Source organism: Tsukamurella paurometabola DSM 20162 (genome assembly GCF_000092225.1).
Taxonomy (GTDB): domain Bacteria; phylum Actinomycetota; class Actinomycetes; order Mycobacteriales; family Mycobacteriaceae; genus Tsukamurella; species Tsukamurella paurometabola.
Window position 1 is genome coordinate 2,552,544 of sequence record NC_014158.1, and the last position, 20,019, is coordinate 2,572,562.

Annotated in this window: 23 protein-coding genes; 13 read left to right on the forward strand and 10 right to left on the reverse strand. The window is 66.6% G+C overall.

The features are described from left to right. The first annotated feature begins 70 nt into the window (after window positions 1-70). A complete protein-coding gene (locus TPAU_RS12285) occupies window positions 71-1,543 on the forward strand; it encodes an MFS transporter (RefSeq protein WP_013127081.1) in 1,473 nt (490 codons plus the stop codon). A gap of 39 nt (window positions 1,544-1,582) precedes the next feature. Then, entirely contained in the window at window positions 1,583-2,197 is a 615-nt protein-coding gene (locus TPAU_RS12290) for a hypothetical protein (RefSeq protein WP_013127082.1), read from the forward strand. Window positions 2,198-2,200: 3 nt separating this feature from the next. Here the strand turns inward: TPAU_RS12290 and TPAU_RS12295 are convergent, their stop codons facing one another. Continuing rightward, a complete protein-coding gene (locus tag TPAU_RS12295; RefSeq protein ID WP_013127083.1) occupies window positions 2,201-2,623 on the reverse strand; it encodes a nitroreductase/quinone reductase family protein in 423 nt (140 codons plus the stop codon). Window positions 2,624-2,657: 34 nt separating this feature from the next. On the opposite strand from TPAU_RS12295, the gene TPAU_RS12300 reads away from it, so the two are divergent. Then, window positions 2,658-3,473, forward strand: coding sequence for an aminoglycoside phosphotransferase family protein (locus TPAU_RS12300; RefSeq protein WP_013127084.1), 816 nt, complete (start codon window positions 2,658-2,660; stop codon window positions 3,471-3,473). Here TPAU_RS12300 and TPAU_RS12305 read toward each other — a convergent pair. Beyond that, window positions 3,470-3,829, reverse strand: a complete 360-nt coding sequence (locus TPAU_RS12305; RefSeq protein WP_013127085.1) for a MerR family transcriptional regulator — start codon at window positions 3,827-3,829, stop codon at window positions 3,470-3,472. The two genes, TPAU_RS12300 and TPAU_RS12305, sit on opposite strands and share 4 nt — an antisense overlap. 41 nt (window positions 3,830-3,870) lie before the next feature. Here TPAU_RS12305 and TPAU_RS12310 point away from each other — a divergent pair, with 41 nt between their 5' ends. Further along, window positions 3,871-4,956 (forward strand): alkene reductase, encoded by a 1,086-nt coding sequence (locus TPAU_RS12310; RefSeq protein WP_013127086.1) that lies wholly within the window; start codon window positions 3,871-3,873, stop codon window positions 4,954-4,956. Here the strand turns inward: TPAU_RS12310 and TPAU_RS12315 are convergent. Beyond that, window positions 4,936-5,949, reverse strand: a complete 1,014-nt coding sequence (locus tag TPAU_RS12315) for a glutathione S-transferase family protein (protein WP_013127087.1) — start codon at window positions 5,947-5,949, stop codon at window positions 4,936-4,938. The genes TPAU_RS12310 and TPAU_RS12315 overlap by 21 nt on opposite strands. Window positions 5,950-6,080: 131 nt before the next feature. Here TPAU_RS12315 and TPAU_RS12320 point away from each other — a divergent pair, with 131 nt between their 5' ends. After that, on the forward strand, window positions 6,081-6,578 hold the full coding sequence (locus TPAU_RS12320) for an LppP/LprE family lipoprotein (protein ID WP_160160266.1): 498 nt from the start codon (window positions 6,081-6,083) through the stop codon (window positions 6,576-6,578). Here the strand turns inward: TPAU_RS12320 and TPAU_RS12325 are convergent, their stop codons facing one another. After that, entirely contained in the window at window positions 6,579-7,088 is a 510-nt protein-coding gene (locus TPAU_RS12325; protein WP_013127089.1) for a VOC family protein, read from the reverse strand. Window positions 7,089-7,154: 66 nt separating this feature from the next. Here TPAU_RS12325 and TPAU_RS12330 point away from each other — a divergent pair, with 66 nt between their 5' ends. Continuing rightward, window positions 7,155-7,931 (forward strand): helix-turn-helix transcriptional regulator, encoded by a 777-nt coding sequence (locus TPAU_RS12330; protein WP_041944409.1) that lies wholly within the window; start codon window positions 7,155-7,157, stop codon window positions 7,929-7,931. Here the strand turns inward: TPAU_RS12330 and TPAU_RS12335 are convergent, their stop codons facing one another. Further along, window positions 7,932-8,195: an Rv1893 family protein gene (locus TPAU_RS12335; RefSeq protein WP_013127091.1), complete on the reverse strand. Its 264-nt coding sequence runs from the start codon at window positions 8,193-8,195 to the stop codon at window positions 7,932-7,934. Window positions 8,196-8,238: 43 nt separating this feature from the next. After that, complete coding sequence (locus TPAU_RS12340; RefSeq protein WP_013127092.1) at window positions 8,239-8,847, reverse strand: TetR/AcrR family transcriptional regulator; 609 nt, start codon at window positions 8,845-8,847, stop codon at window positions 8,239-8,241. Between the two features lie 65 nt (window positions 8,848-8,912). Here TPAU_RS12340 and TPAU_RS12345 point away from each other — a divergent pair, with 65 nt between their 5' ends. The 3 genes from TPAU_RS12345 to TPAU_RS12355 are packed head-to-tail and all read left to right on the forward strand — an operon-like array spanning window position 8,913 to window position 12,334. Then, window positions 8,913-9,833, forward strand: a complete 921-nt coding sequence (locus tag TPAU_RS12345) for a metal-dependent hydrolase (protein ID WP_041945019.1) — start codon at window positions 8,913-8,915, stop codon at window positions 9,831-9,833. A 9-nt stretch (window positions 9,834-9,842) separates the two neighbouring features. Next, on the forward strand, window positions 9,843-10,988 hold the full coding sequence (locus tag TPAU_RS12350) for a DUF7802 domain-containing protein (protein WP_041944410.1): 1,146 nt from the start codon (window positions 9,843-9,845) through the stop codon (window positions 10,986-10,988). 41 nt (window positions 10,989-11,029) lie between these two features. Then, window positions 11,030-12,334 (forward strand): KasA/KasB family beta-ketoacyl-ACP synthase, encoded by a 1,305-nt coding sequence (locus tag TPAU_RS12355; protein WP_013127095.1) that lies wholly within the window; start codon window positions 11,030-11,032, stop codon window positions 12,332-12,334. Here the strand turns inward: TPAU_RS12355 and TPAU_RS12360 are convergent, their stop codons facing one another. Next, on the reverse strand, window positions 12,335-12,667 hold the full coding sequence (locus tag TPAU_RS12360; RefSeq protein ID WP_148227402.1) for a hypothetical protein: 333 nt from the start codon (window positions 12,665-12,667) through the stop codon (window positions 12,335-12,337). A 91-nt stretch (window positions 12,668-12,758) separates the two neighbouring features. Here TPAU_RS12360 and TPAU_RS12365 point away from each other — a divergent pair, with 91 nt between their 5' ends. Continuing rightward, complete coding sequence (locus TPAU_RS12365; protein WP_013127097.1) at window positions 12,759-14,072, forward strand: HNH endonuclease signature motif containing protein; 1,314 nt, start codon at window positions 12,759-12,761, stop codon at window positions 14,070-14,072. On the opposite strand, the gene TPAU_RS12370 is transcribed toward TPAU_RS12365, so the two are convergent. Beyond that, on the reverse strand, window positions 14,053-15,318 hold the full coding sequence (locus tag TPAU_RS12370; protein WP_245537922.1) for an IS256 family transposase: 1,266 nt from the start codon (window positions 15,316-15,318) through the stop codon (window positions 14,053-14,055). The two genes, TPAU_RS12365 and TPAU_RS12370, sit on opposite strands and share 20 nt — an antisense overlap. A gap of 147 nt (window positions 15,319-15,465) precedes the next feature. On the opposite strand from TPAU_RS12370, the gene TPAU_RS12380 reads away from it, so the two are divergent. Beyond that, window positions 15,466-16,700, forward strand: a protein-coding gene (locus TPAU_RS12380) for an IS3 family transposase (protein WP_086012687.1) whose coding sequence is annotated in 2 segments (ribosomal slippage) — window positions 15,466-15,775 and window positions 15,775-16,700 — 1,236 coding nt in all. Because the reading frame shifts where the segments join, the coding sequence is not laid out codon by codon here. 13 nt (window positions 16,701-16,713) lie between these two features. After that, window positions 16,714-17,100, forward strand: a complete 387-nt coding sequence (locus TPAU_RS12385; protein ID WP_245537790.1) for a hypothetical protein — start codon at window positions 16,714-16,716, stop codon at window positions 17,098-17,100. Between the two features lie 41 nt (window positions 17,101-17,141). Here TPAU_RS12385 and TPAU_RS12390 read toward each other — a convergent pair whose 3' ends face one another. Then, on the reverse strand, window positions 17,142-18,005 hold the full coding sequence (locus TPAU_RS12390) for a haloalkane dehalogenase (RefSeq protein ID WP_013127099.1): 864 nt from the start codon (window positions 18,003-18,005) through the stop codon (window positions 17,142-17,144). Between the two features lie 60 nt (window positions 18,006-18,065). On the opposite strand from TPAU_RS12390, the gene TPAU_RS12395 reads away from it, so the two are divergent. Then, window positions 18,066-18,656, forward strand: a complete 591-nt coding sequence (locus tag TPAU_RS12395; protein ID WP_041944411.1) for a TetR/AcrR family transcriptional regulator — start codon at window positions 18,066-18,068, stop codon at window positions 18,654-18,656. Here TPAU_RS12395 and TPAU_RS12400 read toward each other — a convergent pair. Beyond that, a complete protein-coding gene (locus TPAU_RS12400; RefSeq protein WP_245537791.1) occupies window positions 18,640-19,761 on the reverse strand; it encodes a GNAT family N-acetyltransferase in 1,122 nt (373 codons plus the stop codon). The genes TPAU_RS12395 and TPAU_RS12400 overlap by 17 nt on opposite strands. Between the last annotated feature and the right edge of the window lie 258 nt (window positions 19,762-20,019).

Sequence of the window (20,019 nt, forward strand, 5' to 3'; positions counted from 1 at the left end):
CGTACAGTGTACCCAGCTGCCAGTGCGTACGCCGTACGCGCCACCGTCGAGCTCGTTGAGGAGTCTTCTCGTGTCCACCACTGCGCGCCGCGCCTGGGCCGGCCTGGCCGCCCTGTTGCTGCCGGTGTTCCTGGTCTCCATGGACGCCTCGGTGCTGTACCTGGCGATGCCGCACGTCACGGCGGCACTGCATCCCAGCTCCGAGCAACAGCTGTGGATTCTGGACATCTACCCGTTCATGCTGGCCGGTCTGCTGATCACGATGGGCAACCTCGGCGACCGGGTGGGACGGCGGCGACTGATGGTCGCGGGAGCGGCCCTGTTCGGTGTGGCCTCGGTGGTGGCCGCGTTCGCGCCGAGCGCGGGCTTCCTCATCGCCGCGCGCGCACTGATGGGTATCGGCGGAGCCACCTTGCTGCCCGCGAGTCTGGCCTTGATCGCGAGCATGTTCCGCAACCCGCGCGACCGCGGCATCGCGGTCGGGATCTGGACCGCGGCGTTCTCCTTCGGCGTGGCGGTGGGGCCCGTGCTGGGTGGGCTCCTGCTGCACCACTTCTGGTGGGGCTCGGTGTTCTTGATCAACGCGCCGATCTTCCTCGCGTTCCTGGTGGCGGGGCCCCTCCTGCTCGACGAATCGCGCACGGATACCTCGGCGCCCTTCGACCTGGCGGGCGTCGCGCTGTCGATGGCGGCGATCTTCCCGCTGGTGTACGCGGTGAAGGCCTCGGCGAGTCACGGCGTCACGGCGACCACGCTGGGGATCGGCGCCGTCGGCCTGGTGATGCTCGCCGCGTTCATCACGCAGCAACGGCGCTCCCCTCACCCACTGATCCCGTTCGACCTGTTCCGCAACAAGGTCTTCAGCATGGCGATCTGCGGCACGATCATCGCGATCTCGACGTTGAGCTCGATGTCGTACCTGACCGGTATCTATCTGCAGTCGGTGGTCGGCCTCGATGTCCTCGCCGCCGCCTTCCTCGGATTGCCCGCCGCCGCCACCGTGGCCTACTTCTCGATGCGGGCGCCCTGGATCCGCCAGTATCTCGGGCGACAGTGGACGTTCACCGCGGCGCTGCTGTTCTCAGCGGCCGGGCAGTTCCTCCTGATCGGACTCGGGGTCGACGGTCCGACGTGGCTGTACGTGGCCGGAACCGTGGTCGCCGGGGTCGGGTACGGGACGCTGTTCACCTTCGTCTCGGAGACCGCGCTGGCCGCCGCCCCACCCGAGCGTGCGGGCCAGGCCTCGTCGATGTCGGAGATGAGCTTCGAACTGGGGACGGCCATGGGACTCGCGATCCTCGGTTCGGTGGCGACCGCCGTCTTCACCCGGCACGATGGCATGTCGCGCACGCTCGGCGACACCCTGGCACAGGCCTCGGCGATCGGCGGGTCCGAGGGGGCGGAACTGGCGGAGAACGCGCGGATCGCCTGGGTCGACGCCGTGACCACCACGGTAGGCACGTCGTGTGTGCTCCTGGTCGCCACCGCGGTAGCGGCGTGGGTCGTGCTGCGCGGCACCCGGGAAGTGATCACCGTCGCATGATCTTTGACGCTGTGAATATCCGCGTTTACTATCGCGTTCATGACGGTGACTGACGTTCTCCTCCCCGCCCCGGCTGATGCATGGTCGATGCTTGCGGGGTGGTCCGCGGTGGTCGCGGCGGTCTTCGAGGAGGAGGATCTCCGGCCCGCAGCACCGGGAATCGTGCACTTCGCGGACGGTGGCGGATCGGAGTTCGATCTGGCGCTCCTGTCCGGCGGCCGTGCCAGCATCGTCGGTTTCGACCGGGTCGCCGGCGAGCTGGACATCGCGGGTCGCGAGGATCTGGTGGCCGCCGGGGCACCGCGCTGGTGGTTCGCCGCGCTCGCCGATGGTGCGGCCGCACCGAATTTCGCGTACGGCTTCGACGGGACGTCGTGGTCGGCGGTCGGCCACAATCCGGACCTCATCACCAAGGCGCACTTCGCGCCCGGGCCCGCGACCGACCCGGATTCCGCCGCCGGCGTACTCGCCGACATGCTGTCGCAGGCCTATGAGGACAACGTCGACGGTGAGTACCCCGCCGATACGGAGGCCATCGAGGAACTCCTGACTGCGGGCGAGAACCTCGACGAGGACACCCTGCGCCGCGCCCTCGGCGGCGACTACGGCGACGTAGCCCTCGGTGTCGCCACCGCCGCCCGCTTCCGCCGGTAGCTCTCAGCGCGGGTCGAGGCGGAACACCGGGATCACCCGGTCACCCGCGGTCTCCTGGTACTTCGCGAACCCCTCCGAGCGCTCCTCGAATCGCTTCCAGGCGGCATCGCGCTCGGCACCGGTCAGCTCACGGGCGCTCACCTTCGCGGTGGAGATGCCACCCTCGTCGTCGGCGTACTCGATCTCGATGGCCGGCTGGGCCACCAGGTTGTAGTACCAGGCTGGGTTCTTCGGGGATCCTCCGGCCGAGGCGGGGATGAGCCAGCCGTCCTCATCGCGGAGTGCCACGAGCGGATTGATCCGAGGCTCCCCCGATTTGGCGCCCACGCTGTGGACGAGCACCAGGGCGCGTCCGAAGCCCATGGCCGAGACGGTGCCGTTGTTGGTGCGGAATTCCTCGATGATGTCCTTGTTGAAGTCGCTCACGGCACCATTGTGCTCCCAACTAGGCTGGCACGCGATGCAGGCGGAATTCGATTGGCGTGACGCGTTGTCCAGGTGGCGTCTCACTCGCGACGGCGACCCGTTCGCGACACCGGGAAGCGATCTGCTGCCCGTTCGGTACCGCGGGACGGCGGCCATGCTCAAACACGCGCGGACACCCGAGGAACGCGCCGGTGCCTCCGTGTTGCGGTGGTGGGACGGCGACGGTGCCGCCCGCGTCCTGGAATCCGCGGACGACATCGTGCTGATGGAGCGAGCGACGGGACCTCGCCGCCTGATGGAGATGGCCGACAACGGCCGGGACGACGAGGCGACCCGTGTTCTGTGCGCGACGATCGCGCATCTGCACCGTCCTCGTCCCGGACTGCCGGACACCGATTTGGTCGAGCTGCGCCCATGGTTCGCGTCGTTGACCGCGGTGCACGACGAGGATCCTCGGTTCGCACGGTCGTGGTCGGTGGCCTGCGAGCTACTCGACGATGCGCGCGAGGTGGTCGTGCTGCACGGCGATGTGCACCACGACAACGTGCTCGACTTCGGTGACCGCGGCTGGCTCGCGATCGACCCGAAGAACGTGATCGGTGAGCGCGGCTTCGACTACGCCAACCTGCTGACCAATCCCGATCTGTCGTCTGCAGCCGATCCGGCGCGGTTCCGCAGGCAGCTCGACGTGATCGTCGAGGCCGCCGGCCTCGAGCGGGAACGGTTGCTGCGCTGGGTCATCGCCTTCGCCGGGCTCTCCGCCGCGTGGTTCGCCGAAGACGGAGAACGCGAGGAGATGGAACGCGACTTCGCGGTCGCTGAGCTCGCCGCATCGGCCGCCGGTCTCTAGTCGGTCCGGGCCGCGTCGATCACACCGTCGAGGACCTCACGCGCCCGGAGCAGGTCGCGGATCGAGCGGTCGATGCGCTGCCGCTCGCCGTTGAGGGTGTCTGCCAGCCACGGCGTCACCGAGGCGTTCGGAGTGCCGTCGACATCGTGAATGCACGGCAGGAGTTGGGCGATCACCGCACTGCTCAATCCTGCTGCGAACAGCTCTTGAATCCGGATCACCCGATCGACGGCGGCCTCCGGGTACTCGCGTTGCCCGCTCGGCGTGCGCGTGGCCAGGAGGAGCTCGCGCTCCTCGTAGTATCGCAGCGACCGGACGCTCACACCGGTCCGATTCGCGAGTTCTCCGATCCGCATCGCTTGCCCCTCACATCAATGTCAGGTTCTAGCCTACGGCCATGCGCCTGCTCACCCCGTATCGAAGCGATACCCTCGCCGTTCCCAACCGCATCGTGATGGCACCGATGACTCGGTTACGGTCCACCGAGGACGGTTCGCCGACGACCGACGTCATCGAGTACTACCGGCAACGCGCCTCCGCGGGCCTCCTCGTGACGGAGGGCATCTGGCCCCATTCTCTCGGTCAGAGCGAGGCCTGGATCCCCGGTCTGCAGACCGCTGCGCACCAGCACGCGTGGGCCGCCGTTGCGTCGGCGGTCCACTCCGAGGGTGGCAGGATCGTCGCACAGCTCATGCACGGCGGCCGCAAAGGCCATCCCGCCGCGCGACTCGACGGTTCGGTTCCGGCCGGACCGTCAGCGGTGCCCGATGGCGATGTCCTGCACCTACTCGACGGGACCAAGGCGGCGTGGCCCGCCCCGTCGGCGATGTCGCTTGCTGCGATCGAGGCGGCGATCGATCACTACGCCGCCTCCGCTCGACGAGCGATCGACGCGGGATTCGACGGCGTAGAACTGCACGGCGCCAATAGCTACCTGATCCACCAGTTCCTGGCGGACAACACCAACCTCCGGTCGGACCGATACGGGGGCTCTGTGCACAACCGGATGCGCTTCGCTGTCGAGGTGGTGGATGCGGTCGCGGAGGAGATCGGCGCCGACCGGACGGCCTTGCGCCTGTCTCCGGGCAATCCGCAATTCTCGATGATCGAACGCGACCCCGCTCCCCTGTACCGTGCCCTGATCGACGAGATGAGCGGCCGTGGCCTGTTGTATCTCCACCTGACCGATGACGATCGGTACCCGGCACTCGCTGATCTCCGGCCGCGATTCGACGGCCCGCTCATCGCCAACATCGGAGAGAACCGGGCCCCCACGAACGCCGCGGGCGCCGAGGAAGCACTCCGTCGCGGCCTTGCCGACCTGGTGTCGTTCGGGCGGGCGTTCATCGCGAATCCTGATCTGGTGGAGAGAATCCGCACCGGAACTCCACTCTCGGAGATCCGCGAGGATGTGCTCTACGGGCGCACCGCCGCCGGTTACACCGACTACCCGAGTGCGCTGTCAGCCTGCGGGAATCGGTAGCGGTTCGGGGGCGGTGCCGGCGCCGAACGGGTGACCGCCGAGCTTCTCCCGGCCGTGCGGGGTGAACCAATTCGCCAGATCAGGCCCCTTGGGCACGATGCCGGTCGGGTTGATATCGCGGTGCACCTCGTAGTAGTGGCTCTTGATGTGCGCGAAGTGGGTGGAATCACCGAAACCGGGGGTCTGGAACAGGTCTCGCGCGTACGCCCACAGCACCGGCATCTCGCTGAGCTTCTGGCGGTTGCACTTGAAGTGGCCGTGATACACCGGATCGAACCGGGCGAGTGTGGTGAACAGCCGCACGTCGGCTTCGGTGATGGTGTCTCCCACCAGGTATCGCTGGTTCTGCAGCCGGTCGCTCAGCCAGTCGAGGCGATTGAACAACTGATCGTAGGCGGCGTCGTAGGACTCCTGGGAGCCGGCGAAGCCGCACCGGTAGACGCCGTTGTTCACATCGCGGTAGACGTGCTTGTTCACCTCGTCGATGTCGGCGCGCAGATCTTCGGGGTAGAGCTGCGGCGCACCGTCGCGGTGAAAGTCGACCCACTCCGAGGAGAAGTCGAGCGTGATCTGCGGGAAGTCGTTGGTCACCACGGCACCCGACGGCACGTCGACGACGGCCGGAACCGTGATGCCCTTGGGATAGTCGGGTACGCGTTTGAAGTAGGCGTCCTGGAGACGCGGGATCTGGAGCACCGGGTCGACACCGCCGGGATCGAGGTCGAAGGTCCAGGACCGCTTGTCGTGGGTGGGACCGCAGATCCCCATGGAAATGGCGTTCTCGAGGCCGAGCAGCCGGCGCACGATGATGGTTCGCGTCGCCCACGGGCAGGCGTAACTCACCACGAGGCGGTAACGCCCCGCTTCGACGGGATAGCCGTCGGCGCCGTCCCTGGTGATGCGGGTTTCGATGTACCGGGTATCGCGCTCGTACGGACGATCCGCGGTGATGTAGGCGCCCTGTTCGTCGGTCTGCTGCGATGCATCGCTCATGGTGTTCACCCTAGGCGCGTCCGCAGGATCTCGCGGAACGGCGTAACGACGAGGTCCTGAGCATCGATAATCACGGTGTCGTGTCGATGGAGACCGCGTCGATGTTTGCCCCGACCGAAGGGTTCGAAGACATGCGCACACCACAGCTCGCCTTCAGCGTGATCGCGGCATCCGTGGGGGCTCTCGCCGGTGCCGGCATCGGCGCAGGGCCCGCCGCCGCCGCTCCCGTGGCCTGCCCGGAGCTGCCGCAGAACGTGATCGACGACGCCGTACGCACCGTGGCACCACCGTTCCCCGGCGTCGCGTGGCAGGTCGGGGCGATGGGCGGATCCGTCGATTGCACACTGAACTGGGTTCGCCTCGACACCCCGCAGGGCACCGCCAGCTCACCTGTGCAGATCCTGTCGTTCGACCACCGGAAGTTCGCTGGCACACCCACGAAGAGGGCCAACGCGTACACGTCGGTCGTGGGCAGCGCGGGCCCCGGACAGATCACCGTGCGATTCGCGTGGCTCGAGCCGAGCGATCCGAACGCGGCACCGTCGGGCCGGGCGGACGTGCGGTTCCAGACGATGCCGCAGTCACCGCCCCGCCCGCTCGACCCGATTCCCGCGCCGGTCGCCGACTGATCAGGCCTGAGTGGCGGCCCACGCCTCGACCCGGGCGGCGCTCTCCTCATCGCTGAGATCCTCGACGCGCGTCATGACCGACCAGCGCACGCCGAACGGATCACGGATGCTGGCGTAGCGGTCTCCGGAGACGAAGTTCGCGAGGGGTTCGCGGATCGTGGCACCACCGGTCTCTGCGCGCGCCACCACGTCGTCGACATCGCGGCAGTACAGCCCCAGGGAGTAGCAGTCCGCGTCGCCGTCCGGGGCCGCCACGAGCCCGTACTGCGGGTTGGGCTCGCCGAGTTGCATTCGCCCCGTTCCGAAATCGAGGTCGGCGTGCACGACGACACCGTCGAACTCGGTGACGGCGATGACGCGCGCGCCGAAGACGTCTCGGTAGAAGTCGATGGCGGCCTTGGCGTTCGGGATCGCGAGAAAGGGGGTCAGTGACGTCGCGCCGTGCGGGACGCCATGGGTGGTGTGGACGCCGTGCGCGGCGGTGGCGTTCTGGATCGTGTTCTCAGTCATGGGAACGACGGTACGAACCGGCCGCATCCGCGGGATTGAACATTCGCGACAGCCTACGATCGCGGTGTGGATGATCCGAGCCGGAACCGTCGCGGCGTGTTGTACCCGGCGGCGTTACCGACGTTCGAGCGCCGCGTCCCCTCGGCGGACGTATCCGAGCTCGTGCGGTGGTTCTGGATCTCGCAGTGGGACATCGCTCCCGGCCGCGTCTCCCGGCAGGAGCTGTTGCCCTTCCCGGCGCTCAACCTGGTGGTCGAGCAGGCGGTGACGGGCCTTTCGGGGGCGGCGACGGCGATCGGTCACCGTGATCTGACAGGGCGCGGGTTCGCAGTGGGTGCACTGCTCAAACCCGCCGCGACGCCCGCTCTCACCGCTGATCCGCAGGCGATCCTCGATACCTACTCCCCCATGGATCTGCCTGACCTGAGCGAACCGGTCGCGTCCGCGATGGCACGCGGGGATGTCGGAGCCGCGTGCGCGGCCTACGAGTCGTGGCTGCGTGCGGGCCCTCGCCCCTCGGCGGAGGGGCTGCTCGCCAATCGGCTCGCGGCACTCATCGAGGACGACGAGACACTGCGCACCGTCGACGATGTGGCCGCGGCGACCGGCACGTCGGCGCGAACGGTACAGCGGTTGACCCGCAAGTACATCGGCCTGACACCGCTGGCGTTGATCCACCGGAGACGATTACAGCATGCGGCGGAGCTGCTGCGCACCGAGCCCGATCTTCCGATGGCGCGGATCGCCGCCGACCTGGGGTACGCGGATCAAGCGCACCTGATCCGCGACTTCCGCAAGGTGCTCGGGTTCACGCCGGGAGGATACCGCCGCGACCTGCGGTGATCACCGGGGCTTGTTGACCTCGTCGGCCACCTTGTCGGTGGCCTCGCGCACACCGTCGAGATTCTGCCGCGTCATCTTCACGCCTTCCGAAGCGGCCGTCGTGGCGATATCGGTGGCGCTCGTAGCGATCTTGCCGATGCCGCCCTTGACGTCGCCGCGCAGCGCCTGCGCGGCGCCCTCGACGATCTCGCCGGACCGGGCGACCGAGTTGGTTGCAACGTTCACCGCGGCATCGATGTTGTCCTTGATCCGCTTCCCGATCATGGGGCCTCCTCAGCAGGTGCGTTCAGGATAGTCCCGAGCGAGCTCACTCGGGGCGAGTGCGCCCGCCGGAGTCGGTGACGGCGGGCGCGATCCAGCGGGTGAGATAGTTCCGCAGGTCGGACGGGCTGCGCGACGGAATGCTCGGAGAGATGAAGAAGGACTGCATGATCCGTAGTTGGAACTCGACGAGTTCGCGCAGTGCCGGCTCGTCGTAGCCGTGGGCCGGCCAGTCGACGTCGAAGCGCCGGATCATGGTCATACCGAACGCCATGGCCTGATCGGAGGCGATGGCCTCCGTGTGCGAGTGTGCACCGGAGAGCATCAGCCGTAGGTGCGGGGTGCGAGGTACCTGGTCGAGCGTGAAGACGATGCCCTCGACCACGGCGTCGGCGGGGTCGGTGATGCCGTCCAGGTGCGCTGCGAGGCGGTCGAGGAACCCGCCGACGGCCTGCACCGCCGCTGCCTGGAGCAACGCATCGACCGTCGGGAAGTACCGGTACACCGTCTGCCGGATCACACCGAGCGCTTCGGCGACCTCGGCTATCGAGGTGGTGCCACGCGTGCCGATCAGCTCCGCCGCAGCGGCGACGATGCGCGCCGCGGCCTCGCCGTCGTCGGCGGGCGGCGTCCCGTTCCAACCCCTGCGTGCCATCGCACCAGGTTACCGGTTCATCCAATCACACCATACAGAACACGTTATATATGTATGGTCTCACCATGACCGACCTGCATCCGCGCACGATGGACTTCCACTTCGATGAGGCGCCCGTCCCGTTCCTCTGGAACCCGGACAACCCCGGCTTCTCGTCGATGATGAACGCGGTCTCCTTCCTGGCCGTCGGCTTCGAGAAGATGATCGTCAAGTTGATCCTGCAGTTGCGCAAGGAGTTCGCGGACCCGGAGGTCGCCGCGGAGGCCACCGCGTTCATGCAGCAGGAGGGGCATCACTCCGCCGCACACCGTCGACACGTGCAGGCGTTGATCGCGCGGTACCCGGGCCTGGAAAACACATTGGATGCGGTGATCGGCGAGTTCGACCTACTCACCGAGGCCACCTCGCAGCAGTACCGGCTGGCGTACACCGCCGATCTGGAGGCCACGTTCACCCCGGTGTTCAAGCTCATGCTCGACAACGAGGAGCATCTCTTCCGGCCCGGCGACGATCGGGTGGCCTCGATGTTCCTGTGGCACTTCGTGGAAGAGGTCGAACACCGCAGCTCGGCGCTCATCATCTACAACGCGATGGTGGGCAGCGAGCTGTACCGGATGCGCATGGCTCCGTCGATCTTCGCGCATGTGCTCAAGGTGATCCGGATCGCCTGCGCCGGCTTCAATCAGCATGTGCCACTGCGTGACCGACAGGTGGATGCGCTCTCGATGTTCGCCCGGTACCGGCTCAAGCAGAAGCTGCTGGTGGGGCTCGCGCCGCACCTGACCAAGGGCTCCATGCCGCGCGCCTTCGATGTGCTGCCGCGGGGCGAGCAGATGGTCGCCCTCAAGGGCATCGTGCGCAGCCAGACGCCGGGGCACGACCCCGCGCACGAGAACCTGCCCGCACTGGCCGGCGAGTGGCTCGCGCGCTACGACGCGGGGTACGACTGCACACGCTGGTACTCCGCGGCGGCCGCGGAGGTCTGAGCGGTGGACATGTGCACGCCGACCTTCGATGGGCTGGCCCGGCGGATGGGTTTCACCTGCAACGATACGGGCGGTCTCGTGTCCTTCCGCAGCCCGTTCGCGCTGGAGAACTGGACGCTCCCGGTCCTGGAGCTGACGATCATCGTCGGCTCGGTCCTCGCGCTGGTGTACGCCTGGCGACGCTGGCGCGCCCACGGCGACGCGACCAATCTGGCGGTGTGGTTCGGCGCCACCGCCTACCTGTTCGTGATCGAGCCTCCCCTGTACTTCCCCGGCGCGTTCGGCATCGACGGCTACGTGGACACGATGTTCGCGCACAATCTGTTCACGGTCGAGTTCCTCTGGGGGCGGCTGCCGCTGTACATCGTCGCGATCTATCCGCTCATGGCCACGATGGCTTTCGAGACAGTGCGCCGGCTCGGGGTCTTCCGCCGGTACGGAGTCCTCGTGGGCGCCTGCGCCGTCGGCCTGGTCCATCACGCCTTCTACGAAATCTTCGATCACCTCGGACCGCAGCTGCGCTGGTGGGAGTGGTCGCTCGACAATCCGATCAATCAGCCCATGTTCGCGTCCGTGCCGGTGGGATCGGTGGTCGTCTTCGCGGCGCTCTGGCCGATGTCCCTGGCACTCTGCGTGCAGTTCCTGGTAGGCCGCCAGGTCGACGACGGTGCGCGGTTCACGGGTCCGCAGCTCGTTCGACGGATCGTGGTGGTCGGGTTGGCCGCATCGGTCGGGACGTTCGTGCTGCCGCTCCCGGCGACCGTGATCGGACTGGCTGGCGACGCGGTACGCGGCGGTGTGTATCTGCTGGAGTTGGCTCTGATGTCGGCGGTCGGAGCGGTCGCGATGTGGCGGAGCTGGTCGGCGGTGCGAGCGGGCGACGCATCGGCGCTGGGCCCGCGCAACTCGCTGGTGCAGGGATACGGGACGCTGTATCTGGCGGTGTTCGCCGCGCTCTGGCTCGCGGCATTGCCGGCGTATCTCGGCGCCTCCGGAGGGTGGACAGCGGACGGTGATCCGATCGGGAGCCTGCCGTATGCGTTGCTGTGCTTCGTGATCGGGTTCGCGAGTCTCGCTGCCACGTGGACCGTCCGGTTCAAGGACCGATCGGTTCGTGACGAGCCCACAACGGCTCGCGGCGAACTTCTCACCTGACGACAGCGAACGGGTTGGCCGCCGTCGGTTCTGATGGAGGCATGGCTGACATTCGGAGTTTCACCACCCTCGGCGGACAGTTCCCCAGCGTGGTCGTGACCGCGATCGAGCTGACCACATCGCTCGGCACTGATACCGAGTCGACGTGGTCGGCGTTGCTGGACGGGCAGAGCGGTATCCGCGAACTCAAGGGCGATTTCATCGGTGTCGACATCGCGGATCTGCCGGTGCGGATCGGTGGGCAGTTGCTCGAGGATCCGACCTCCGAGGTGCCCGAACGTCCGGACCGCAAGTACGCCGGCGACGTGAGCAAACAGCACGTCTCCAAGCGCCGCATGTCCTACGTCGAGCAGGCCTCGCACGTGATGACCAAGCGCCTGTGGGACAAGGCCGGCCGACCCGACGTCGACCCGGCCCGCCTCGCAGCGGTCGTCGGCACCGGCCTCGGCGGCGGCGAATCGATGGTCGAAGCCGTCGACGCACTGCGCGATCACGGCGTCCGCAAGGTCTCCCCCTTCGCGGTCCAGATGTCCATGCCCAACGGCGCCTGCGCCGTCTCGGCACTGGAAATCGGCGCCCGCGCCGGAGCCATCGCACCGGTCTCCGCCTGCTCCACCGGCAACGAGGCCATCGCCCACGCCTGGCGCCAGATCGTGCTCGGCGACGCCGACATCGCCGTCTGCGGCGGCATCGAAGGACGCATCGACAGCCCAGTCATCGCACCGTTCTCGATGATGCGCGCCCTCTCCACCCGCAACGACGATCCGGCCGCGGCATCACGCCCGTTCGACAAGGACCGCGACGGCTTCGTCTTCGGCGAAGCCCAGGCCCTGATGATCATCGAAACCGAGGAACACGCCCTGGCACGCGGCGCCACACCGATCGCCCGCCTCCTCGGCGCCGGCATCACCTCCGACGCCTTCCACATGGTCCAAACCGATGTGGAAGGCCGCGGGGCGGCCCGGGCGATGAAGCGGGCCATCGAAGTGGCGGGGCTGACGCCCCGCGATATCGATCTGATCAACGCGCACGCGACCGCGACACCCATCGGCGATGTCGCTGAGGCCAAAGCGATCTCAGCCGTGGGCACCGATGCCGCGGTATACGCACCGAAGAGCGCGCTCGGGCACTCGATCGGCGCGGTCGGCGCACTGGAGGCAGCACTGACGGTGCTCTCCATCCGCGATGGCGTCATCCCGCCCACCCTGAACCTGGAGAACCAGGATCCGGAGATCGAGCTCGACGTGGTGCACGGTTCTGCGCGCCGCGGCGAGGTCACCTACGCCCTGAACAACTCCTTCGGGTTCGGCGGCCACGATGTGGCTCTCGCCTTCGGTAAGTACTGATCAGTTCGTACTCGACGGCATGGGTGCGTCTTGCACGATGAAGGGCTTCTGGCCGTTGCTGTAGATCGTGAGACCGCCGTCGAGCTTCGAGCACTCGATGACTGTTCCGTCGCTCTGCACGATGCAGTATTTGTCGGTGTACCGACCATCATGGTTACGCACGGGCTGCAGCGTCGGTTCACCTCCGCGACTCTGCGACGCCGTGACGCCGACCGCGCCGAGGGTTCCAATCAGTGCCGCGAGCACGATCGATCCCCCGATCCAACGGGCTGCGGCAATGACCGGGTGCGCGCTCGATTTCCCCGTATCTGAAATTCTCGACATCGTAGCCATGATTCACAATAACGCCGCGTCGAGATCATGTTCGAAACTGATTGCAGTCTCGAAACTTTCGAGTAGAATGGGAAGCGGGAGGGAGGCGGCGATGACCGAGGCGGTGTGCACGTCAGCGCAGTATCTGGATGCGCTCGCCGCCTTCGAACACGCCACTGAAATCCTGGCCTCCGCGGACCCGGTGCTGTTGTCCTCGCCGGAGGTGTTAGCTTCGCTGTCACGGCTGGAAGTTGCGGTGCGGAGAGTGCCGGTGGCGCAGCACGCGCTGGTGCAGGTCGCGCACGAGCAGGGCCTGCCCGGCACCCTCGGCTACACCGGCCTCAAGGAAATGTTGATCGATCGGTTGCGGCTCGCCGGCACCGAAGCCCGCGACCGGGTTGCCGGTGCGCGAGGCCGAGCGATCGAGCACCTGCCCTGTGGTGTTGCGCAGCCGCGGTTCGCGTTGACGATGGCGGCGCAACGGCAGGGGGCGATCAGTGAACGGCACGCCCTGACGATCGAGCAGGTGTTCCGCACCTGCCCACCCAGCGTGGACAAGCCCGACGTGTTGGAAGACATTCTGGTGACGGCGGCGCGGGAGGCCACCCCCAAACACGTAGCCAAGGTCGGCCGGCGGGCGATCGAGCTGCTCGACCCCGATGGAGTGGAGCCGAACCCGGAGAAAGCACGCCGCGCCCGCGGACTGGAAATCGGGCGCCAGGATAAGAATCTGATCTCGGACTTCGGCGGCACCCTCTCCGCCGAATGCCGGGCACTGATGGAAGCGGTATTCGCGAAATACGCCCGCCCCGGGATGAACAACCCGGACGACCCCGACAGCCCGGCTGAGGGCGCCACCGCCGAGGAACTCTCGGAGGCGGCGCAGCGTGATCACCGCAGCCTCGCCCAACGCCAACACGACGCATTGACGCACGCCCTGCGACTCGCGGTCTCGTCCGGCGAACTCGGCCAACACCGCGGACTGCCATGCGTTCCGATCATCACCATGAGCATCGACCAACTCGAATCCGAAACCGGGATCGCGACCACCACCACCGGCGGACGACTCTCCATCACCGACGCCATCCGCATGGCCGGCACCAACCCGAAATACTTCCTCCTCCTCGACCTCCACCAACGACCCCTGTACCTCGGTCGAGAGAAGCGTCTCGCCACCGCCGATCAGCGAATCGCGCTCTACGGCAGCGAACACGGCTGCACCGCACCCGGCTGCGATGCCCCCGCCACCCGCACCCAGGTCCATCACGTCACCGAATGGCAGAACGGAGGCCGCACCGACATCACCAGCCTCACCCTCGCCTGCGATGCCCACCACGCCAAAGTCAATCCCACGGGCCTTACCCCCTGTTCTTGGGAGTGTCAGATTTTCGGTGTAAGTGGCGTTGTTAGCCCTGGTCTCGGTTGAGGCCGGGGATGCGGTCGGCGAAGGTGATCGCGAACGCGTTCAGGGCGGGTTTCCAGCGGGCCGCCCACCGGTTCTGGCCCCGACCGGACGGATCGAGCGCCCTGGTCACAAGGTACAGCGTTTTCAACGCTGCCTGCTCGGTCGGGAAATGCCCGCGGGCTTTGACTGCCCGCCGGTACCTGGCATTGAGACTCTCGATGGCGTTGGTGGAGTAGAGCACCCGCCGGACTTCGATGTTGTAGTCCAGGAACGGAATGAACTCGTCCCAGGCATTGCGCCAGAGCCGGATCATCGTCGGATACTTCTGCCCCCAGGTGTCGTCGAGAGCGTCCAGAGCTGCCTCTGCGGCGGTGGCGTCGATGGCGGTGTAGATCGGCTTGAGATCGCGTTTGAGAGTGTCCCAGTGCTGGCGAGGCACGTACTTGAAGCTGTTGCGCAGCAGATGAATCACGCAGGTCTGCACGATCGTCTCCGGCCAGACCGCGGCCACCGACGCCGGCAAGCCCTTCAATCCGTCACAGACGAGGAAGAACACGTCGTTCACGCCGCGGCTTTTGAGGCTGCTCAGCACCGCGTACCAGAACTTCGCCGACTCCCCGCCGCCTTCGCCGGCCCAGATCCCTAGGACGTCCTTGTGCCCGTCGAGATCAACGCCGATCGCCGCGTAAAACGGCCGGTTAGCGACTTGCCCGTCGCGGACCTTGATGTGCAGGGCATCGATGAACACCGCGACATAGATCGGCTCCAGCGGCCGGTTGAACCAGCCGGTCATCTCCTCGACGATCTTGTCCGTAATCCGGGAGATCGTGTCCTTGCTAATCGAGGCGCCGTAGATCTGATCGAAATGCGCGACGATATCGCCGCTGGTCAGCCCCCTCGCAGCGAGGGATAAGACGATCTCATCAACCCCATTCAGACGACGTTGATGCTTGGCGACGATCTTCGGATCAAACGAGCCCTCCCGATCGCGTGGCACCTCAATCTCGATCGGCCCGACGGTCTCGGTGATCACTGTCTTCGTCCTGGCACCGTTGCGGGAGTTCCCGCTTCCTCGACCCTCGATGTGGTGTTTGTCGTAGCCCAGGTGCTCGGTGATCTCCTCATCGAGGGCGGTCTCGAGCATCGTCTTCGTCAACGCCCGCAGCATCCCCGGCGCGCTCATCGACGCACCCTGCTCCCGGGCCTGCGCGACGAGCTCCCGCGCGAGCTGCAGCTCCTGCTCAGTTGGTTGCCTGCCATCGTCCATGACATGCAGTGTCTCGGTCATCAGACCCTCTTTCCCACCAACCAGCTCTGGTCAGCGAGTCGGGCCACTTACACCGAAATTCCGATACTCCCCTGTTCTTGGACACGTGTAATCCAGCACATGGCTGGGGGAAGTGAGAATCCAAGGATGGCCAGGAAGAGTTACACCGATGAGTTCCGGTGCCGGGCGGTGGACTTGTATGAGTCGACGCCGGGTGCGACGTTGCAGGGGATCGCGGCGGATTTGGGTGTGTCCCGGGGATCGTTGAAGGGGTGGGTCGACAAGCTCGGCTCCGGGACGAGGACCGCGTCGGCTGCGGCGGGGGTGTCAGTGGGGCGGCGGGAGTCGCAGGCGGCGAGGATCACGAGGCTGGAGGCCGAGAATGGGGTGTTGCGGGTCGAGCAGGCAAAGCTTGCTGAGGAACGCGACATTCTCCGTCAGGCGGCGAAGTATTTCGCCGGGGAGACGAGTTGGTGAACCGCTTCCAGTTCGTTGAGGACCACAAGGACGCCTACGGCGTGAAGCGGTTGTGCCAGGTGATTGGGATCGCGCGGTCGTCGTTCTACGCGTGGCTCGCTGCAGCGCAGGGGCGGGCCGCGCGGACGGCGGCTGACTCGGTGCTGGCGGGCCGGATCCGGGTGCTGCAAGACCCGAAACAGGGCGGGGATCGTGCTTACGGAGCGCCTCGGATCACCGCTGACCTCAACGCCGGCGCAGCCGAGAGTGAGCGGGTCAACCACAAGCGCGTGGCGCGCGTGATGCGTGAGCACGGCCTGGCCGGAATCCGGCTCCGCAAGCGTGTGAAGACAACCGTCCCGGATCAGTCCGGTCGACGCTTCCCAGATCTGATCGGCAGGAACTTCAGCACCGGCGGTCCTGGTCGCCGCTACGTCGGCGACATCACCTACCTGCCCATCGCCGACGGCAGCAACCTCTACCTCGCGTCGGTCATCGACCTGGGCTCACGCAAGCTGGCAGGCTGGTCGATGGCCACTCACATGCGCACCGAGCTCGTCGAAAACGCACTACGGGCCGCGCAGCGCGAACGCGGCACCCTGGCTGGGGCGATCTTTCACTCCGACCACGGGTCGGTCTACACCTCGAAGGCCTACACCGCCCTCTGCGAGCACTTCGGCGTGACCCAGTCGATGGGAGCGATCGGCTCGTCCGCGGACAACGCCCTCGCTGAGAGCTTCAACGCGACCCTCAAACGCGAACTCCTCCAAGGCCGACCAGCGTTCGGCGACCAGGCCACGGCCTACCGGGCCGTGTTCCGGTGGGCCAACCGCTACAACACCCGCCGCCGGCACTCCGCGATCGGCAACATCACACCAAACACCTACGAAACCGCCTACCGCGCTACGCTCACGCAAGCGGCATAACCGAAATGACATCGTGTCCAAGATCCAGGGGCAAGGCCCCACACCCAGTGGGATGGAGACCATCGTCGTCCCCACCGGCGACTACGCCGGGCGGATCGGATGGCGCCGCAACGCCGACACCACCGGCAAGCACCGCATCAACCACAACCACCACGCCGCCGAGCTCTACTACCAAGCCCTCGAACGCTGGCACCACACCCGCGAACAACTCCGCAGGCAATGGCGTACACAGGACCTCCGCGCGCAGTACGAGGACCGGATCGGCAGCACCTACACCGACATCGACGCCCTCCTCGATGGCCCGCACGGCCCACCCCTGCTCGAAACACTCCTCGCCGAACACGACACCGACAACACCTGGCGCGGGGCGCCACCGGATGCACTACCCGACGCCGCCTGAGTTCGTCTGCCTGCGTGACTGCGTAGCCCCTCCGCGCCACATCACACGGGAAACCGTCTGGCGATCGCGGCTGCGATCGCCGACGGTGCCGATTCCTGAATGACGTGCCCTGACCCCGGGAGCTCGACCACCTCAAGATCCGTGAACGCACGGCGGATGCGTGGCAGGCACGCCCTCGGGCGAAAGACCTTGTCGCGCATCCCCCACACGGCGAGTGCTGGCTTGCCCCCGAGGCACCGGGGTACCTCGCGTTCGAGTGCGGCGAGAAACGGACGAGCTGCGCGGATCTCCTTGGGCATCACAGCGAGTGCAGCGCGCGCCTCGGGTACAGACTGCACGGCGCGGTAGTGCTCGAATTCGGCGGCCGACAGAGTTGTGCCGAGCTCCGATGCAAGCACGCGATCGACCATGAGGTTCTCGTCGACGATCCTGCGCTGCATCGGGCGACTGCTCATCACAGCGCTGAAAATCCGCTTGTCAAGACCGTCGTTCGGCCAGAACACGGCATTTCCGAGCACGATTCCGCGAACCCGTTCCGCCCGCCGGACGGCGGCACCGAACCCGATGGGGCCGCCCCAATCCTGCCCCATGACCACTACCCCGTCGAGGTCGAGGTCATCGATCAATTCGCCGAGCGCCGAGGATAGATCAGGGATGGTGTAGCCGAATCCGTCCGGTCGCTCGGATAGCCCGAAACCGAGGTGGTCGACGGCGATGCAGCGGTAGCGGTCGCGCAATGCCGTCACGATGCGGCGGTAGACGAAGCTCCACGTCGGTGTCCCATGGCAGAACAACAGCACAGGGCCGGAGCCCTCATCGATGTAGTGCATACGCCCAGCCGACGATGTGAACCAGCGCGATTCAAACGGATAGAGCCCGCGATCGGGTACGACGTCGACGAACATCACCACTCCCCCATTTACGCTACAGGTGTAGCACCTACGCTACACCTGTAGCATTACGGCGTGCCACAGGAACCAGTCCGCCGCGACTCCCGGCGGGACACCGTCGCGCAGAGCGCGATCCGGATCATCGCGCGCGACGGCGTGCGCGCGCTCACACATCGCGCCGTCGATCATGAAGCCGGCCTCCCTCAGGGCTCGACATCGCACCTCGCTCGCACGCGTGACGCCCTGCTCACGGTGATCGTGGAGTCGCTCGCCTCACGCACGCTGACCGACACCCGCGTTCTAGCCGACGCGGTCAACACCGAGGAAGCCCTCACGGTCGACGAGTTGGCTGATCTTCTTGTCACGCTCGTCAACGGCCTCGCCGGGCGCGAGGACGATATGCGCGCGCGTTACGCCTTGATCCTCGAACTCCGCGACCGACCAGACCTCCTCGCAACACTCACCGAGGATTCCGAGGTGGGGAATCGGTCACTGGACATCGCCAGAACCGCACTGGATCGCGCCGGATTGCCCACCGGCCGCGCCGAAGAAGTCGTCGGGCTGACGGATTCACTGACCTTTCGCCGTATTGCGCTGCGCGGCACAGCGGCTACCGAGCACCGGATTTTCGAGTCGTACCTCCGCGGAATCACTCAGTCGACGTAACAGGGCGTGCCGACCGCACGAAGCAGCGAGCTAGATCGAAGCGATCAGCTTCGTAGCCTTCCCATTTGGCCGCGGGGACGTCTTCACGGCTCACCTCTCGAAAGCCGCGCTTCGCGAAGAAATCGGCCGCCTGAGCGCTCACCGTCACCGCGAACAGATTCGCCAACCCCTTCTCGCGGCAGATGTCGAGCAACCCATCCATCAGCAGGCCGCCGGCACCCAGACCGGAGAACTCTGCAACCGTGATCAGCCCCGAGACTTCACCGAAGCCGGTTCCGGCGTAACGGTCTGTTTCGAGCCCGACGATGCCGGCGAGATGTCCGGTGCGCAGGACCCGCGCGCCGATGCCACTGGCCGCCATTTTCGCAACCTCGATCCGATGGCGCGGCTTGAGGGTCCCGTCGCCCACCCCTTGCGCGACCAGCGCCTCGATGGCGGGGAAGTCATCCACGCGAAGCGGCTCGATGTGGAGATAGCGCCCCTGGGTCAGCACTGTGCCTCGCCCCTCAAAGGTGAGCAGCTCGAACTCCAGATCTTCAGCACGGCAGAGGTTCACGCTGTAGGCGCCTCCCGCGAGCGCCTGCCGAGCAGCTGGAATGTAGTCGTCAAGTCCGCGGGCGGCGAGATGGGCGGAGATGCGGTCATGATGCACATCGATGTCGGCGAAGCTGCGAGGTGGATCGTCCCAGCCGCCTCCGGGATCGGTCAGGACCATCTTCGATGCGCGGACTCCCGCGCTGATCACACCGGCGGTGCGGGCGACAGCTGAGCGGTCGACCCCGACGACAACGCATGAGGACTCCGCAACGCTGAGCCATAGCTCGGCAGTCGCCTCGTCGCTCCACGCGGTCGGACTGCTCATTTCGCGTCCACCGACAGCAGCGATCGTGTCCCGAACCCACTCGGTCGCAACCACGAAGACGAACCGGGTGTCACCGGCCACGAACTCGTCGACCGTGCGCGCGACCACCTGCACCGCCAGGGCGTTGAGCGCCGGAAGGGCGACCACGATCGTGACACCGTGGAACTCCTCGATGAAGAAGTCGCGCTCGGCCACGGGAACACCGCCGACCGTCAGTTCGACGCCCGCGCCACCGCCGTTCACGGGCAACCTGGGCCGCATCGTGTGCCGCGTAGGTCCTCGCGCGTTGTCCGCCACGGCGTACCAAAGTACCGGACAGGTGCCATCTGTGATTCACCCCAGTGAGTGGGGTGAATCACAGATGATGAAGCCGCACTGCGGCAGCGTGGTGCCCTGCTGAAACTCGAACTCCCGAGATGCGCCATCAGGCATCGTGTGCTTGTCGAGCGCGCACACTCACGGGTGAGCGTACGAGTTTGAATAGCGTTGGGCGCTACGCGC

Coding starts and splice junctions, on each gene's coding strand:
- TPAU_RS12315 (WP_013127087.1), bottom strand. CDS start 5,949: ATGAGCGATGCATCGCAGCAGACCGACGAACAGGGCGCCTACATCACC.
- TPAU_RS12340 (WP_013127092.1), bottom strand. CDS start 8,847: ATGGCACGCAGGGGTTGGAACGGGACGCCGCCCGCCGACGACGGCGAG.
- TPAU_RS12360 (WP_148227402.1), bottom strand. CDS start 12,667: ATGGCTACGATGTCGAGAATTTCAGATACGGGGAAATCGAGCGCGCAC.
- TPAU_RS12300 (WP_013127084.1), top strand. CDS start 2,658: ATGCAGGCGGAATTCGATTGGCGTGACGCGTTGTCCAGGTGGCGTCTC.
- TPAU_RS12320 (WP_160160266.1), top strand. CDS start 6,081: ATGCGCACACCACAGCTCGCCTTCAGCGTGATCGCGGCATCCGTGGGG.
- TPAU_RS12345 (WP_041945019.1), top strand. CDS start 8,913: ATGACCGACCTGCATCCGCGCACGATGGACTTCCACTTCGATGAGGCG.
- TPAU_RS12370 (WP_245537922.1), bottom strand. CDS start 15,318: ATGGACGATGGCAGGCAACCAACTGAGCAGGAGCTGCAGCTCGCGCGG.
- TPAU_RS12325 (WP_013127089.1), bottom strand. CDS start 7,088: ATGACTGAGAACACGATCCAGAACGCCACCGCCGCGCACGGCGTCCAC.
- TPAU_RS12310 (WP_013127086.1), top strand. CDS start 3,871: ATGCGCCTGCTCACCCCGTATCGAAGCGATACCCTCGCCGTTCCCAAC.
- TPAU_RS12355 (WP_013127095.1), top strand. CDS start 11,030: ATGGCTGACATTCGGAGTTTCACCACCCTCGGCGGACAGTTCCCCAGC.
- TPAU_RS12335 (WP_013127091.1), bottom strand. CDS start 8,195: ATGATCGGGAAGCGGATCAAGGACAACATCGATGCCGCGGTGAACGTT.
- TPAU_RS12305 (WP_013127085.1), bottom strand. CDS start 3,829: ATGCGGATCGGAGAACTCGCGAATCGGACCGGTGTGAGCGTCCGGTCG.
- TPAU_RS12365 (WP_013127097.1), top strand. CDS start 12,759: ATGACCGAGGCGGTGTGCACGTCAGCGCAGTATCTGGATGCGCTCGCC.
- TPAU_RS12350 (WP_041944410.1), top strand. CDS start 9,843: ATGTGCACGCCGACCTTCGATGGGCTGGCCCGGCGGATGGGTTTCACC.
- TPAU_RS12290 (WP_013127082.1), top strand. CDS start 1,583: ATGACGGTGACTGACGTTCTCCTCCCCGCCCCGGCTGATGCATGGTCG.
- TPAU_RS12390 (WP_013127099.1), bottom strand. CDS start 18,005: ATGTTCGTCGACGTCGTACCCGATCGCGGGCTCTATCCGTTTGAATCG.